Origin of the sequence: Paenibacillus sp. 2TAF8, assembly GCF_052114825.1 — a bacterium.
In the GTDB taxonomy this organism is placed as follows: Bacteria; Bacillota; Bacilli; order Paenibacillales; family Paenibacillaceae; genus Paenibacillus.
This window is the reverse complement of sequence record NZ_JBFRFN010000006.1, coordinates 442,719-457,888: the sequence shown is the minus strand read 5'-3', so window position 1 is coordinate 457,888 and position 15,170 is coordinate 442,719. Positions and strand designations below refer to the sequence as shown.

13 protein-coding genes and 1 riboswitch are annotated in these 15,170 nt (G+C 48.2%); of the genes, 1 reads left to right on the top strand and 12 read right to left on the bottom strand.

What is annotated here, in order from left to right:
* Nucleotides 1–265: 265 nt before the first annotated feature.
* The 3 genes from AB4Z30_RS12195 to AB4Z30_RS12185 all read right to left on the bottom strand — a co-directional run bounded on the left by AB4Z30_RS12195 (nt 266) and on the right by AB4Z30_RS12185 (nt 3,322).
* Complete coding sequence (locus AB4Z30_RS12195; protein ID WP_441926557.1) at nt 266–619, bottom strand: hypothetical protein; 354 nt, start codon at nt 617–619, stop codon at nt 266–268.
* A gap of 236 nt (nt 620–855) precedes the next feature.
* Nucleotides 856–1,539 carry a queuosine precursor transporter gene (locus tag AB4Z30_RS12190; RefSeq protein WP_441926555.1) on the bottom strand — a complete coding sequence of 228 codons (684 nt, stop codon included), beginning with the start codon at nt 1,537–1,539 and terminating at the stop codon, nt 856–858.
* A gap of 385 nt (nt 1,540–1,924) precedes the next feature.
* Nucleotides 1,925–3,322, bottom strand: a complete 1,398-nt coding sequence (locus AB4Z30_RS12185) for an L-cystine transporter (RefSeq protein ID WP_441926553.1) — start codon at nt 3,320–3,322, stop codon at nt 1,925–1,927.
* 345 nt (nt 3,323–3,667) lie between these two features.
* On the opposite strand from AB4Z30_RS12185, the gene AB4Z30_RS12180 reads away from it, so the two are divergent.
* Entirely contained in the window at nt 3,668–5,368 is a 1,701-nt protein-coding gene (locus AB4Z30_RS12180; protein ID WP_441926551.1) for a methyl-accepting chemotaxis protein, read from the top strand.
* 229 nt (nt 5,369–5,597) lie between these two features.
* On the opposite strand, the gene AB4Z30_RS12175 is transcribed toward AB4Z30_RS12180, so the two are convergent.
* The 9 genes from AB4Z30_RS12175 to cbiB all read right to left on the bottom strand — a co-directional run bounded on the left by AB4Z30_RS12175 (nt 5,598) and on the right by cbiB (nt 15,161).
* A complete protein-coding gene (locus AB4Z30_RS12175; protein WP_441926652.1) occupies nt 5,598–7,142 on the bottom strand; it encodes a cobyric acid synthase in 1,545 nt (514 codons plus the stop codon).
* A gap of 134 nt (nt 7,143–7,276) precedes the next feature.
* Nucleotides 7,277–8,176, bottom strand: coding sequence for an adenosylcobinamide-GDP ribazoletransferase (locus tag AB4Z30_RS12170; RefSeq protein WP_441926549.1), 900 nt, complete (start codon nt 8,174–8,176; stop codon nt 7,277–7,279).
* The gene (gene cobU, locus AB4Z30_RS12165; protein WP_441926547.1) at nt 8,173–8,733 is read right to left on the bottom strand and encodes a bifunctional adenosylcobinamide kinase/adenosylcobinamide-phosphate guanylyltransferase; all 561 of its coding nucleotides are present in this window, start codon (nt 8,731–8,733) and stop codon (nt 8,173–8,175) included. Before cobU ends, AB4Z30_RS12170 begins: the two co-directional genes overlap by 4 nt.
* Nucleotides 8,730–9,851 carry a nicotinate-nucleotide--dimethylbenzimidazole phosphoribosyltransferase gene (gene cobT / locus AB4Z30_RS12160; RefSeq protein WP_441926545.1) on the bottom strand — a complete coding sequence of 374 codons (1,122 nt, stop codon included), beginning with the start codon at nt 9,849–9,851 and terminating at the stop codon, nt 8,730–8,732. Before cobT ends, cobU begins: the two co-directional genes overlap by 4 nt.
* Nucleotides 9,852–9,896: 45 nt before the next feature.
* Nucleotides 9,897–10,679, bottom strand: a complete 783-nt coding sequence (locus AB4Z30_RS12155) for an ABC transporter ATP-binding protein (protein ID WP_441926650.1) — start codon at nt 10,677–10,679, stop codon at nt 9,897–9,899.
* 29 nt (nt 10,680–10,708) lie between these two features.
* Complete coding sequence (locus AB4Z30_RS12150; RefSeq protein ID WP_441926543.1) at nt 10,709–11,755, bottom strand: FecCD family ABC transporter permease; 1,047 nt, start codon at nt 11,753–11,755, stop codon at nt 10,709–10,711.
* Complete coding sequence (locus AB4Z30_RS12145; protein ID WP_441926541.1) at nt 11,752–12,747, bottom strand: ABC transporter substrate-binding protein; 996 nt, start codon at nt 12,745–12,747, stop codon at nt 11,752–11,754. Before AB4Z30_RS12145 ends, AB4Z30_RS12150 begins: the two co-directional genes overlap by 4 nt.
* Nucleotides 12,748–13,108: 361 nt before the next feature.
* Nucleotides 13,109–13,238, bottom strand: a riboswitch (cobalamin riboswitch).
* A gap of 178 nt (nt 13,239–13,416) precedes the next feature.
* Complete coding sequence (locus AB4Z30_RS12140) at nt 13,417–14,190, bottom strand: histidine phosphatase family protein (RefSeq protein WP_441926539.1); 774 nt, start codon at nt 14,188–14,190, stop codon at nt 13,417–13,419.
* Nucleotides 14,184–15,161, bottom strand: coding sequence for an adenosylcobinamide-phosphate synthase CbiB (gene cbiB / locus AB4Z30_RS12135; protein WP_441926648.1), 978 nt, complete (start codon nt 15,159–15,161; stop codon nt 14,184–14,186). Before cbiB ends, AB4Z30_RS12140 begins: the two co-directional genes overlap by 7 nt.
* Between the last annotated feature and the right edge of the window lie 9 nt (nt 15,162–15,170).

The following is a 15,170-nucleotide window of genomic DNA, read 5'->3' as shown; positions in this document are numbered from 1 at the left end:
TTCAGCCGTGGGTATTCACCCTACACTGATCAAAGATGGACTGAGCTGTATTTTAGAATATCGCAGAACATACGTGAACACAAAAACAACGAACGCCAAAAAAATCGCGCAAGCCATATTGTCATGGTTTGCGCGATTTTTATTGCTTGTTTTAAATACTACACGTTACTCAAGCACATATGGTGTAATCTTGACCTTATAGATCATACGGCTGCCGCGAAATACAGGCTATCCGTACTGCATCATTACACATACTTACTATTCGTTAGTCCATTTCATGAGTGATATCCTGCCAGTCCTCCAGCTTCGGAAGCTCTTGTTTCCCCCAGTAATCCAAAAACCACTGAATCACCTTCGTTGTATCTGCCGTCGTGTAGCTGTAATGCCGAAATCCGTTCTCCCCTTCCTGCAAACGGGTCTCTACCACCATTTGTCCCGGTTCCTCAAGCGAGGCTGCCTGCAAATACATACTTCCCTCTACCAGATCTGACGGTTGCAGAACTACAAAATCATGTAATTCCAGATCAGTAATCAAATCCACAAATACCGAGGCATTAAGACTCTCATTCTCGTAAGTTGTGCCATTACTCTCCAGTTTATAGCGTAGTGTAGAATACATGCTCAATCCCCCTTGTTTTATGTAATCGCCTGGCTTAGGATACATCGCCCATACGAACGAATTTTTCATAATATAAGCCCTAGCTTTCTTATAAAATATATAAAATATCTTATAACAACTTAAATAGATTGTCCCTTAGCAACTGAGAACGTTCTCTCTATAAATTATCCCCCTGCGGAGTCCAAATTGCAACTGGCTACGCAGAGGGATTTTAATGATTAACCCTATTTAAGTCATTACGCCTCATCATTAAACTTAAAGTTACGTGCGGCATACAAAAATGGCGTTCCGACCGCAGTCAGCAAAAACTTGATCAGATATGTCGTCAGGAAAATCTCCAGCCACACATCCCATGGATAGATAAATACAAACGCGATCGTACAGAATACAAGCGTATCCACAAAAGAACTAATAATCGAGCTACCATTTGTACGAATCCACAGCTGATTACGTCCCGGTGCAATTTTACGCAGCCAACTGAACAAACGTACATCGAGAAACTGACTGATAAAATACGCGGACAGACTACCGAGCGCAAGACGTGGCAACAGACCAAATAATGTTTTCATCGAGTCCTGTGCAAAGTCCGTCGGTGCCGCTTTAAATAATAACACCATCTGCATTAGAACCGTGGTCATAATCAGCGTGAAAAATCCAAACCACACCGCTTTCCGTGCCTCTTCCGCCCCGTACTTCTCATTGAGAAGGTCACTGGTCAGATACATGCTCACATACATCGTATTACCCAGCGTCAGGACGATTCCCATAATATCTATCGTTTTGGTCACCTGAATGTTGGCAATCACTGTTGCTACACCAATCCAGGCATACAAGCCCTTTTTGCCAAACAAGCGATAACACAAAAGAAAAAATCCATACGTCACGAGAACGAACACCGCTCCCCAAACCAAATTAAACATGAACTCACACACTGCCTTCCTAGTTTTGATTACGCGGGATGGTTACGAACCGCGGTTTGACGCAGCGCCAAAACATGAATACTCTATCACATTTCTGCCCCCTTGAACAGCACTAAATCCCTCCAGCGTTGCATAACACCGTTAACCCAACACATGTATCCTCAATCGCTCTATACCCGTTATCGCCCCGATCCCCCTACTTTATTGAAAAAAAGACTCCCACCACCCGTGCCTGTCCTGCACATTCTCGTGTAATCTCACACGCAAAAGCCGCCCTTCGGAATGTCTCCGAAGGACGGCCTTGCATCAAGTTCTATTGCAGATCGCTCTGCACACTCTGCATCACCAAGCACACAAGCTGCGCGGCAAAAAGCTACGCTCCAGCTTACACGTGAGCCGGGGAATCCAGTTGACGACTCTGATCGTTAAACGTATCCCGATCATTCTCTTTCAAAATTTTGCTTGTCAGCAATCCGGATGTCATGGAACCATTCACGTTAAGCGCTGTACGACCCATGTCAATCAGCGGCTCAACAGAGATGAGCAATCCAACCAAAGCCACTGGCAGATTCATTGTGGACAGTACGATCAGGGAAGCGAAGGTTGCCCCGCCACCGACGCCAGCCACACCAAACGAACTGATCATAACCACGAGGATCAACGTTACGATGAAGTCCCAGCTCAGCGGGTCGATCCCCACCGTCGGAGCAATCATTACCGCCAGCATGGCCGGATAGATTCCGGCGCAGCCGTTTTGCCCAATGGTCGCACCAAAGCTTGCAGCCAAGTTCGCTATTCCGTCCGATACCCCCAGCTTCTTCGTCTGAGTCTCCACATTCAGCGGAATGGCTGCTGCGCTTGAACGGGATGTAAAAGCAAATACCAGTGTTGGCAGTACCTTTTTCAAGTACGTAACCGGGTTAAATCCGGACAATGTAATGATAATCAGGTGAATGATAAACATGACCGCAAGTGCCACGTAAGACGCAATGACGAATTTAATGAGCTTCAAGATCTCTTCCGCATTGGTTGTTGCCGTGACCTTCGTAATAAGTGCGAGAATTCCGTAAGGCGTAAGCCTCAGCACCAGCGTCACAATTCGCATCACCACCGCATAGACGGCATTTACCATACCGCGGAATGTTTCTGCCTGCTGCGGTTTTTTACGATCCAGTCCTAGTACAGCCACTCCGATAAAGGCTGAGAAGATAACAACAGCGAGCGTAGATGTACGGCGTTCACCTGTCATATCCGCAAATGGATTGGAAGGAATAAACTCCAGCACCTGCTGTGGAATCGTCTGATCTTTCACATCAGCCAGACGCTCCTCCACTTTCTGAATTTGAGCGTTCTCCCGATCTCCTCCTTGAATCTCAATGGAAGTCAGGTTGAAACCGAGACTTGTAACAATACTAACCCCTGCTGCAATGGCTGTGGTGATCAGCAGAATCGCAATAATCGAAAAACTCATTTTACCGAGGTTTTGTTTCCCCTTCAGGTTCATGATTGCCGAGATAATCGACACCATGATGAGTGGAATCACGACCATTTGTAACAAACGAACATATCCTGAACCGACCAGATTAAACCAATCGACTGATTTTACAATGACATCGGAACCCGATGTGTAGATCAGTTGCAGTATGACACCATACACAACCCCCATACCGAGACCCGCGAATACGCGCTTTGTAAACGAAATGTGTTTCTTCTGCATCCAGTAGAGGACACCCAGCAGCGCCAGCATGACCACTACATTCACAATGATTTGAAATGTACTCATTACTTAGTTCCTCCTCAGACATGTATAACCGGCTTGAACCGATTTTTTCTATATGCTACCTTCAAGTGCGACAATGAACAATATAACACATATCAAACTATTCTGGTAGGTATTAATTGATATTATGTAATAAGCATGTTATAGATTCATCAATCATGAAAATATTTATGCAGTTTTATGAAAATTCTTCTATTCAACCCGCGGTTAATTTTGTAAAATGGGTATATCCGCTTATTCGAGAGTTTCAAAAACACAAAAAAATAGGTCTTTCTTCGTTAGTAAAAAGGCCATAAGAGAACTGAATAAGGGACAATGTTATTGAAGATGACGTGAAAGGGTGATTCTATGTTTCGCAAACGCACCGTTGCTGGAAAAATCAGGGGCACGTTATTCCTTGTGTTGCTGGTTGCCTCCCTGTTGTTCAGTATCAGTTTTTATGCAGTATCCATGAATATTATTCAAAGTTATGTGCTTCCTCAGTTCGACAAAGTTCTGAATACGTCCATTCAGGATATTTACAAAAATACATCTTCATCCAAGATTTTGCAGATCCAAAGCGGCGGAGCAGGCGCTGAAGGTGCTGCTATGACGGTAGGTTCCTACCTTGCAGACCAATCCAAAGAACATAATCTGGATGCTGCATACGTCATTGCTATAGAGGATGGTAAAGCGAGCGTTGTTGTAGCTAGCATCAACTCCAAATTAAAAGCCGGGGACTCGATTGAAGTAGAACCATCCATGTTGGAAGCTAACGAGAAGAAGCAATCAGTCATCAGCCCGGTCTTCTCTGATTCATATGGTGTACATAAAGCAGCTTTTATGCCGATTGCCGGAAGTAATATGCTCATGGCTGTCAGCATGGATGCCAAGTTTATTCAGGATAAAATTGCTCAAATTTTCTGGCTGTGCCTTGGTATTACCGCATTGGTATTTGTCCTTGGCTGGCTCATCTCGGCGAGTATGATCAAAAGAGTCACGAAACCGATTGTCAAACTTGTAGAGCATAGTAAACGAATCTCTCAAGGTGACCTGACCGCCGAGTTGCAGATCAAAGGCAAGGACGAGATCGCACAACTGGCCTTCAGCTTCCAGACGATGACACATAATCTCAAAGAGATGATTAGCCGCGCCCTGTCTACCTCTAATGAAGTCGTAGTGGGTTCCAATGACTTGCTTGAGCGCGTGCAATCCATGTCCGGTATGGTGCAGAACTCCAGCCGTGCTGCAGAAGAAGCAGGTAAAGGCAGCGTCAGTATTGCTTCCAGTGCATCCGAGAACGCACGAGCGATGGAAGAGATCACACAAGGCATTATGCATATCGCAACTTCTGCTGCAGAAGTATCCGACCAGATCAATGAAGCTGCAACAGAGGCACTTAACGGCAATCAGCTCGCACAGAATGCGGTGGATCAGATGGAACGTGTCGGACAGACGGCAAGCGAATCGCTGCGTTACATTGAAACAATGAATGAACGTTCGGTAGCCATCGGTACGATCGTCACTTCCATTTTTGAAATTACGAAACAGATCAACATGCTGTCCCTTAACGCCTCTATTGAAGCTGCCCGTGCCGGTGAACACGGACGTGGGTTCGCCGTTGTCGCTGGAGAAGTCCGTAAGCTGGCGGAACAATCCAAGACGGCAACAGAAGAAATTGCCGATTATCTCGGTACGATCCGCGAAGATGCCGAACGCTCTGTAAGTGCGATGAACCGGGTGACGCAAGAGATCGGTTCCGGCAGTGCCGTTGTTCAGCAAGCAGGCTCGGCCTTCCAGCAGCTGAATGAATTGATCCAGAATGTGAATCTCACGATTCAAACGGTCTCTTCGTCCACACAGCAGGTATCTGCGGGTGCAGAGGAAGTTAGCGCTTCAGTGGAAGAAACAGCACAGATTACGTCCAAGTCCCGTGAGAACATGGAACGGATTGCAGCTACCGCAGAAATGCAACTCAGCGAGATGGACTCTCATTCGAGCACGGTGCGCCATTTGCACGAACAAGCAGTTGAACTACAAACCGCTATGAAGAAATTTAAAATCGACTAAATGATTAAGCATCAACCACCATAACGAACAAATATCTTTAACCCTGCATTAGCTAAACTAAACAATTTGAATCCTCGAATAAGCAAACACCCCCATAACAGCAATTTCGTTCAGAATGAACGGGTTGCCCATCATGGGGGTGTTTGTTTTGCCTATGACTCACTCATACTTACTTTCCAGTAAATCTACTTTAATCATTATCGTATAAAGTCCAAGGTCCGCTAATCCATTATTCAGGCTGTCTCATACCTGTAATCTCATACACTCGCTTCATATCCAGTGACGAGCGAAGTGACGCAGCTACACGATCAAATTCCATTTCCTTGCGCTCCTGAGCACTGTAGGTTTCCTTCAGCGGTGCAAGTCCTTTGGTTTCGCGCAGACCATTCAACCAGGAACGCCGGAATTGGTCGCTTTCAAACAGACCATGAAGATACGTCCCCCACACTTTACCGTCTGTCGTGCCCCAACCTTCCAGAAAAGCCGGTCCACCAGCATGAGCAATTTCAAACAAGGCGATTACCTGTTCAGGTTCGTGACATTCTGTTATACCCATATGAATTTCATAACCATGAACAGGTACTGCGAAAGGCTCAGCATGTTTTCCGCTATGCAGCTGGAAAGGATGTTTAGATTGTACGTTCCCGGAGGCCCTAACCGTCTGCTTGTGCTGGAGGAACGTTGTTGATAACGGCAGTCTGCCAAGCCCTGTAGCTTCTTGAGCCTGATTTGCTTCAACAGCATGTGGATCAAACAAATGTTGACCCAGCATCTGATACCCACCACATATGCCCACAAGCTGCACATGCTCTTGTTTGATATGATTTGTAATCATTTGTTCCAATCCGGATTCCCGCAGGAATAACAGATCACCGATCGTATCCTTGGTGCCTGGCAAAATAATTACATCTGGGTTACCCAATTCTTCCGGCGAAGTCACGTAACGCACATTCACATCCGGTTCACGGGACAGTGCATCGAAATCCGTAAAGTTGGAAATACGCGGATAACGGATTACGGCGACATCCAGTTCTGTCTTTTCTTTTTTGCCATGTCGCAGGGAGTCCAGTACCACCGAATCTTCCGCTTCAATCTGAATATCTCTTATGTATGGCAACACACCAAGGACAGGTATTCCCGTCCGTTCTTCAAGCCAGTCTAATCCCGGCTGCAACAGAGAAAGGTCCCCTCTAAACTTATTGATAATAAACCCTTTTACACGGGCTTTCTCATGTGACTCCAGCAGTTCGAGCGTACCCACAATCGAAGCAAACACACCGCCGCGGTCAATGTCAGAAATCAGAATAACCGGCGCATCGGCCCATCCCGCCAGATTCATGTTAACAATATCCCGATCTTTAAGGTTAATCTCCGCCGGACTGCCTGCACCCTCCATTAGTACGATGTCGTAAGTGTCGCGCAGTCGATTCAAGGCATCCATTACAGTCTGCTTCGCTTCAGGTAAGAAATGCTGACGATAATCCGACGCACTCATCTGTGCAAAAGGAACACCATGCACCACGATCTGCGAATGCATATCCCGCACAGGTTTAATTAGAATCGGATTCATATCGGTCGTTGCCTCAATGCCGCATGCTTCAGCCTGTGCCCCCTGCGCCCGACCAATCTCCTTGCCGTCTTCTGTAACATAAGAGTTCAGCGCCATATTCTGTGATTTGAACGGAGCGGGGCTGAAACCATCTTGCTTGAAAATCCGGCACAGTGCCGTTGTAATGACACTTTTACCTACATCCGAAGCCGTGCCTTGCAACATGAGTACAGCCGCTGGTTGTTTTACTTGATCTTCCACGGTTCCTCACCCCTGTCTTTCGCGCGATTAACTTGCTACACATCGATAATGCTCAAACCAAACGAAAATTCTCCAGTAAAATTCTGGCAACTCAACCTCTACAGCCAAAACAGTCCTTGAAGCACGCTTAATACCGTCAATAAAGCCGCTTCCAACAGTTCGTTCATGGCACCATATGTATCTCCGGTAAGTCCTCCGAGCCGGGCACTGATCCGGGAAGCAACAAATCGCCCTATAAAATAACACGCCACAGGCAGTACGATAACTGACGTTACAAGATACAGCCACCAAGGGAGTGATCCAAACCCGCTGACCATGGCATCGGCAATAGCCATATCCGGTTTTAACAGCCATACGGAAGCCATTGTAATGACGCCTGAGACCAGCGTAAGTCCAATCGCGGTGCTACGTGCTCGCTGGACTTCATTCCGCTCCCCAAGCCCTTTGAATAAAACGGCAAGTCCATCATCCCCACGTGCATTAGGCCAGGCTGACATGGCATAGACCATAAACCATCGGCTCCAGATCATAGGCAGAATCAGTAACGCACCATACACCCAGTTGCCTCGGGCAATCATATCGGCAATCAGTGCCGCCTTCATCATAAGTAGCAGCACACAGGCAATAACCCCCATCGCTCCTACTCGGCTGTCTTTCATAATCTCCAGCATTCGCTCACGGCTGCGATAACTGAGCAGGCCATCTGCTGTATCCATCCATCCGTCGAGATGTAATCCTCCGGTAAGCCAGACCCATACGGTCAAGGTCAGAACCGCTGCCGGAAAATCCGGAAGCAGGGCACCACTCAGTGCGGCGACCAGCCACACACAGAGACCGATTGCAGCTCCGACCAGTGGATAATACACCACACTTTCACGCAACAATGGCGGCACAAAATCGAGTTGCATTTTCACAGGAAAACGAGATAGAAATTGAAAGGCCGCTGCAGCCGCATGTTTCCGCTGCGGAACGGCTGAACCCGCTGAGTCATGCTTCATAGGCGATACTCCTTACTTTTCAATTCGATCGGAATGCCTACCGTGACGAGAAACACCTCACGACAGATTGCTGCGATGCGCTGATTCAATACACCTGCCAGATCACGATACACACGACCAAGCTTGTATTCCGGTACAATTCCATCCCCTACTTCATTGGTAACCAGTACAAGCAAGCCGGGATAAGTTTGGACCGCTTCTACCAGTGCATCGAGATGACCTTGCAACACGTGACCTTCATCATGTTCATGGGCCAATAACACATTCGTCAGCCAGAGAGTCAAACAATCCACCAGAATCGTTGGTGCAGACGTGCCCGTATGCCCTTCGCCCATCTGCTGAATCAGAGTAGGCAAAGCCAAGGGTTCCTCCATCGTACGCCAGAGATAACCGGACTCTTCACGCTGCTTCTGGTGCATTGCTATGCGTTCACGCATCTCGTCATCATACGCCTGAGCAGTTGCTACATACCAAGCTTCGGAGGAACGTTGCATGCACAGACGTTCGGCAAACGAACTCTTACCACTGCGTGCACCGCCAGTAACCAATACACTCATCGGGAGCCATCTCCCTGAACAGGTGATACCTTGGAATCGGAGTCGGAAGCCTGATTCGTCCCATCAGAGACACCCGCACTTGCAAAAGTAGCCATCTCATTCAAAATCAGACACGCCGCATCAATCAGATGCAGACTGAGCACTCCGCCTGTTCCCTCACCCAGACGCATGTCCAGATCCAGCATCGGTTTCAAATCAAGCTCACGCAGCAGAGATGCATGTCCATTTTCATGTGAAGTATGGGAGGCAATCATATAAGCTTCGCTTAAGGGAGCCAATTTTCTCGCGATCAGCGCTGCGGCTGTAGAGATGAAACCATCGACAACAACCGGACAGCGATGGGCCGCAGCTGCAAGAATAACGCCGGTGAGTCCAGCGATCTCAAGTCCGCCCACCTTGCACAGCACATCCAGCGCATCCTCAGGGTCAGGTTTGTTAACGCTCAAAGCCTGACTTATAACAGCAGCCTTGCGAAGCACGCCTGCATCATCCAAACCTGTTCCTCGCCCTACAGCAGCCGCAGGCGCAACACCGGTGAGCGCACTCATCACTGCAGCACTTGCCGTGGTGTTCCCGATCCCCATCTCTCCGGTGACAAACAGCTTTGTTCCTTTTGCCACTTCTGATGTAACCACGTCTGCGCCTACTAAAATAGCCTGAATCGCCTCATCCCGAGTCATCGCTGCGCCTTGAGCCATGTTGGCGGTACCTTTACGAATGTTGCGAGAGAGCAGGTCTGCATGTTCAAGGTCAGCATTCACACCGATATCAACACAAATCACTTCTGCTCTGGCATGACGAGCGAGGACATTGACTGCAGCACCTCCAGCCAGAAAATTCATGACCATCTGAGGCGTAACTTCGGCTGGAAATGCACTTATGCCTTCTGCCACTACGCCGTGGTCCGCAGCCATAACGATCACAGACCTGCGATCAAAACGCGGACGTGCCTGCCCTGTCATCCCTGCCAATCGAATCACAAGTTCTTCCAATTTCCCGAGACTACCCGGTGGTTTTGTGAGTATATCCACATGAGCAGAAGTCTCCGCAGCAATGGTTGGGTCAAGAGCAACAATCTTATTTAATACTTGCTCCAACTTCTGTTCTTCTTTCTTCATTCAACCAGCACTTCCTTCATCAAAATAGAGGCTCTCCCGCCTCGTTTAATCCATGTCCCGCCGCAGCAACAGTTGAGGAACAGCATGATCCGGATGAGAAACCATCGCAGGTGTAACACGAAAAATCTCTTGAATCTGCTCTCCCGTCATCAAACTGTGAGGTGTCCCCTCTCCGACTACCTTACCTTCACGCAAAGCCAATATACGATCGCAAAACAAAGCAGCCAGATTGAGATCATGCAGCACCGCTACAATCGTAATGCTGCTCTTCTTCTGCCATGCCGCTAATAACTCCATAAACTGCATTTGATATTTGATATCGAGAAACGTCGTTGGCTCATCCAACAGTAGCAAACGAGGCTCCTGTGCCATCACCTTGGCCAGGGCTACTCGCTGCCGTTGTCCACCGCTCAGAGAATCCAGAGGCCGATCCGCCAGTTCCATTAGTCCCAGCTCTTCGAGCACTCTGTCCACCACACGTGCTCCATCCGCTGTTTCCCGGCCTAACCAATTTTGGTACGGGTAACGGCCCATTTCGACGACATCCCGAACCGGATAGGAGATTGCGGGTAAGCCATCCTGCTGCAAAACCGCGATCATCCGTGACAGTTCCTTACGGCTGTAAGATCCGATATCACGACCAGCCATGCTGATCTGGCCTCCACTTAACGATTCCGTTCCTGCTATAAGCTGGAGTAGTGTGGACTTGCCGCTTCCATTGGGGCCAACGACACCCCACCAATCTCCTTCTGTGATCTGCCAATCTGTAGGATACAGGGCATGATGATCACCATAGGTTTTGCCCGCCTGTGCAACAGTTACCAACATAGCAGCGGCAGTATCATCTTTTTCGGCAATCACGGCATCATCCCTTTCCTCAGCTTTTTATTCCGATGCAACAGGTAAGCGAAGAATGGCGCACCGACAAAAGCAGTCACGACGCCTAGCGGTATCTCGGTCGGTGCCAACAAAGAACGAGCTATGGTGTCTGCCCATACCATAAAAATCGCACCGCCAATCGCAGATAAAGGTACCAGCAATCGATAGTCCGGCCCCACCAGCAATCGCAAAATATGCGGAATAACCAAGCCAACAAATCCGATGACTCCCGAGACCGAAACAGCTCCTGCTGTTAGTAATGTACCTACAGCCAGTACAGATAACTTGAGCCTGTCCACACCAACACCAATATGTGCTGCCTGACGTTCACCCAGTGCCAAGACATTCAGAGAACGTGCCCGGCTCCATAGAAAAATCAGTCCAAGCAGAAAATACGGGAAAAGGATGGTCGTATACGACCACCCACGCAGTGCCAGACTTCCCATCGTCCAGTATATAATTTCATTAATTGTCTGCTTCGACATAGTCGACAGGAAGGAAACGACTGCGCCCAGAAAACTTTGCATGACCACACCTGCCAGAATGAGGCTGTGTGTTGGTATTTTCCGACCTTCACGAGCCAGTGACAGCACAAACCATAACGTTACTACACCGGTCAAAAAAGCAACTAGCGGCAGTGTCCAAATACCAATTATAGCGTACTGTAAACCAAAGAATATTAGAAACGCCGCCCCCACCGAAGCACCTGAGGATACCCCCAGTGTGAATGGATCAGCAAGCGGATTACGCAACACACCTTGAAAACCTGCACCTGCAATAGCTAGCGAAGCGCCGACGAGCACAGCCAGCAAGACACGCGGGAAACGCACCTTCCATATAATTTGTTCGGCAGCCCTGCTCCAATCAGGTGTAATCCAGTCACCCACCCATGGCAATTTATGAACGAGAATACCAGCGATGTCCCGGATGGGCAACGCCACTGAACCGATGCCCGTGCAGATGAGCACGGTAAGCACCAGCAGCGCCATGCCCATCGTTCCGAACAGGATCAGCTTTCTGCTCATTTGAACAGGTCGGGATAGATCGCTTTGGCTACTTCTTTCAATCCTTGAGTTATACGTGGCCCCGGACGGCTGAGCAAATTGGCATCCAGTCCAATCAAAGCATTGTTTTTCATCGCCGTAATTTGATCCCAGCCGCTACGCGCTTTGATAATCTGATCCAGAGTTTTGGAATTTTCGTCAACAACATCATTTGTATACAGAATGACATCCGGGTTGGAGGCAATAACATTTTCTTCGTTAATCTGATACCAGCCCTCTTTGTCGGCAGCAACATTGGTACCTCCGGCTACGTTGATCAGTTCGTCCATGAACTCACCTTTACCTACCGTCCAGCCTGGGGAGAACTCGATGTATACTTTTTTCTTATCTTCCGGTTTTACGGCTTTTACCGCTTCGGTTACATCTGTTACATCCTGCTTCATCTGTGTGATGAGCTTCTGTGCCTGCTCCTGATGATCGGTAATTTTACCAAATGTTTCGATATTGTTCATCACATCGTCAATGGATTTAGGATCGGTTTTGAAAATGGTAATGCCCAGATCACGCAGCTTTTTCACTGCATCCTCGCTCAATGAAATACCTCCGAATACGATATCCGCATCTGCTGCAATAACGGATTCTTCATTCGGCTTGTTAATACCGCCCATTTTTGCTTTTGTCTTTGCCGCTTCCGGATAATCGTCATAGTCGGATACGCCAATAATCTCATTATCCAGTCCGAGTGCAAACAGCGACTCCGTTTCAGCTGGAGATACCGAGACGATTTTGGTTGGTGCTTTTTCAAAAGTGAAAGACTCACCCGTTGCATCTGTAACGGTCAGTGGATATTGAGTTTTCAGATCCGCTTGCTTTTGTTCCTGAGATTGCTCCTGTGCAGGTTGCTGTGAGCTACCCGCGCCTTCTTTTGTTGCAGTATTACCGCATCCAGCCAGCGCCAGTGCCAGCATTGCTGCGCTCAACAGTGATGTGAGTGCTTTCCAGTTCTTAATCATTGATTTAAACTCCCCTTCTCTATCTGTACTATTGTTGTTGCTTTTGTTGTATACACGAGGCCACTCCGATTGCAGTACCATTTTCCGATCGCTGTTACCCCCAGATTTTTTTGATTCCCTTATTCAAAGGGAAAAATCCGGTGATAAAGGCGAGCACTTCGTTTCTCCAAATTGGTTCTGCACTCTCCGTTATACGTGTATAAAATGACTCCACTACATCGTGTACAATAAGAAAAATCCCTTATCCTTAAACAAGGATTAGGGATCACGTCTCGCATACGGCCATCTGTACATGTGCAGCAAGGCAGCTGTTCATGCGCGCAGAAATAGCCCGAAACGTTGTCCTTTCCTCGAAGGAACACCGGCTTGTACGTCCAGGGCTGGTAATCTGACTTACAGGATGACTCCTGTTTCACAGTGGCGGGACCGTGCCGGATTTGCACCAGCTTCCCCATTTTACCCTTGTGCATACCATAACTTGTCCTTGTTCATCATGGACATTGGCTTTGCACGCGGGACCCTTGGTCGTTAAAGATGGTTAATTGAGATCAAACAGAATCGCAGTGCTCTTCGCACGAATCACGTCAGTTCAGGCCTCTCAGCCTATCACACCAAATATGTCCGTCCGAGTCACACTTCTGTTGTGATTATAGGGTATATTGCACCACCTTACAACCCGAAGAACGGAAAATCCACTCGTCTGCCACGCCAGTCTTCTCCCTGTTTTTCCATATGAACCTGAATGGCTTGTCCGGGGATTACATGTGTATCCCAGAACCCTAAACCTGGGATGAGCCTGGATAACATATAACGTATGACTCCACCATGGGTCACGATAAGTGTCCTGTGTGAATGCTCATGTGAATTTCTATGTGAAATACGCTGTGAACTTTGTAATACTTCAAGATCAGCCCGATTCACCTTATCCAAAATTAGCGCATCCGTATTCTCCGACCAGATATGTTCGCGCAGAAAAGAATCCATACGTTCCGCAAAAGTCTGCCACGTTTCCCCTTCAGACGGGGTTACCTTCTGAGGATCATCAATCCAGCTCCGATACAAGGAATTATCCTTCAATTGCTCATAATTCAAGCCTTCCCATTGTCCAAAATTATTCTCGCGCAGGCGTGAATCAAACTTCACTTGCTCAATCAACTGCGGTGCAATATGTGCCAGCGTCTGTCGACAGCGTAGCAAGTCACTGCAATACACCGCATCCCATGTGAGATCACGGCACTGCTCGCCTAGCCTAACCAGCTCTTCTTGTGCATCAGGCAACAGTCCCATGTCGGTATGCCCTAGATATTTTTTTTCCACATTCCACTGGGTTGTTCCATGACGGATCAGTACAATGCTTCGCTTAGAGGCAGACTGCTCTGATCCACTCTGTTCTGATTCACTATAGTTTGATTCACCCTGCTCCTGCCCTTCTTTAATTACCACAACAGCACACCTCCTGCTAACCACACTCCCAAGGATGCTAAGAAACAAAGACCCACAAAAGCGCCCGCTGACCAGAACATCAACCGGGTCGTTCGCACAATATCCTCCGCCTCCATCGGCCGTGTAGCCTCGCCCATATAAGCTCGAAATGAAGCTACGCCGTGGTACACATTATGCCCGCCCAGTCGAATTCCGAGCGCTCCAGCCACTGCCGATTCGGGAAAACCGCTATTGGGACTGGGATGCAATCTCGCATCCCGGGCAACCATACGCATTGCGCCTTTGGCATCCAGTTTTAGTACCCATGCGCCTACAATTAACAGCAGAGCAGTCACGCGAGCGGGAATCCAGTTAGCCCAATCATCCATCCGGGCGGAGGCCCAGCCGAGATGCAGATATTTATCATTTTTATATCCAACCATGGAATCAAGCGTATTAACCGCACGGTAGGCCATCGCCAGCGGAGCACCACCAATGAGCGCATAGAATAGTGGCGATACAATGGCATCCACAATATTTTCCGCAACCGTCTCCACCGTTCCCCGAACGACCTCAGGCTCGTCCAGATGTGCCGTATCTCGTCCAACAATCATACCGAGTGAACGCCGTGCAGCAGGCCAGTCCTGCTGTTTCAAGTGGTGGTACACTTCCATGCCTGCATCACGCAGACCTTTGGAAGCAATCGTTGTGGCGATTAGAATAATTTCGGCTGTAGCCGCCAAGATCGGGTGGAACAGACCCAGTAGAATCAGAAGACCCCATGTGACAGCAAAAGCCCCCCCTGCAATCAAGATCGGTAACCAGATCCCGGCTTTTTTCAGACCCTGATCTGTATGTACTCGTGCCCGAATAACACGCTCCAGTGCCGAGATGCCTTTCCCCATACCGATAACGGGATGCGGAATCCAACGTGGGTCTCCGATACATCGGTCTAATATGTATGCAAGAATGATGATCCAAGCTCCAGACATGCCAATCCA

What these genes read in the sequence shown, in the direction of transcription:
- cobT (WP_441926545.1), bottom strand. Translation starts at nt 9,851, where the DNA reads ATGAAGAAAGAAGAACAGAAGTTGGAGCAAGTATTAAATAAGATTGTT.
- AB4Z30_RS12180 (WP_441926551.1), top strand. Translation starts at nt 3,668, where the DNA reads ATGTTTCGCAAACGCACCGTTGCTGGAAAAATCAGGGGCACGTTATTC.
- AB4Z30_RS12150 (WP_441926543.1), bottom strand. Translation starts at nt 11,755, where the DNA reads ATGAGCAGAAAGCTGATCCTGTTCGGAACGATGGGCATGGCGCTGCTG.
- AB4Z30_RS12190 (WP_441926555.1), bottom strand. Translation starts at nt 1,539, where the DNA reads ATGTTTAATTTGGTTTGGGGAGCGGTGTTCGTTCTCGTGACGTATGGA.
- AB4Z30_RS12145 (WP_441926541.1), bottom strand. Translation starts at nt 12,747, where the DNA reads ATGATTAAGAACTGGAAAGCACTCACATCACTGTTGAGCGCAGCAATG.
- AB4Z30_RS12175 (WP_441926652.1), bottom strand. Translation starts at nt 7,142, where the DNA reads ATGTTGCAAGGCACGGCTTCGGATGTAGGTAAAAGTGTCATTACAACG.
- cobU (WP_441926547.1), bottom strand. Translation starts at nt 8,733, where the DNA reads ATGAGTGTATTGGTTACTGGCGGTGCACGCAGTGGTAAGAGTTCGTTT.
- AB4Z30_RS12185 (WP_441926553.1), bottom strand. Translation starts at nt 3,322, where the DNA reads ATGAGTACATTTCAAATCATTGTGAATGTAGTGGTCATGCTGGCGCTG.
- AB4Z30_RS12195 (WP_441926557.1), bottom strand. Translation starts at nt 619, where the DNA reads ATGTATTCTACACTACGCTATAAACTGGAGAGTAATGGCACAACTTAC.
- AB4Z30_RS12170 (WP_441926549.1), bottom strand. Translation starts at nt 8,176, where the DNA reads ATGAAGCATGACTCAGCGGGTTCAGCCGTTCCGCAGCGGAAACATGCG.
- AB4Z30_RS12155 (WP_441926650.1), bottom strand. Translation starts at nt 10,679, where the DNA reads ATGTTGGTAACTGTTGCACAGGCGGGCAAAACCTATGGTGATCATCAT.
- cbiB (WP_441926648.1), bottom strand. Translation starts at nt 15,161, where the DNA reads ATGTCTGGAGCTTGGATCATCATTCTTGCATACATATTAGACCGATGT.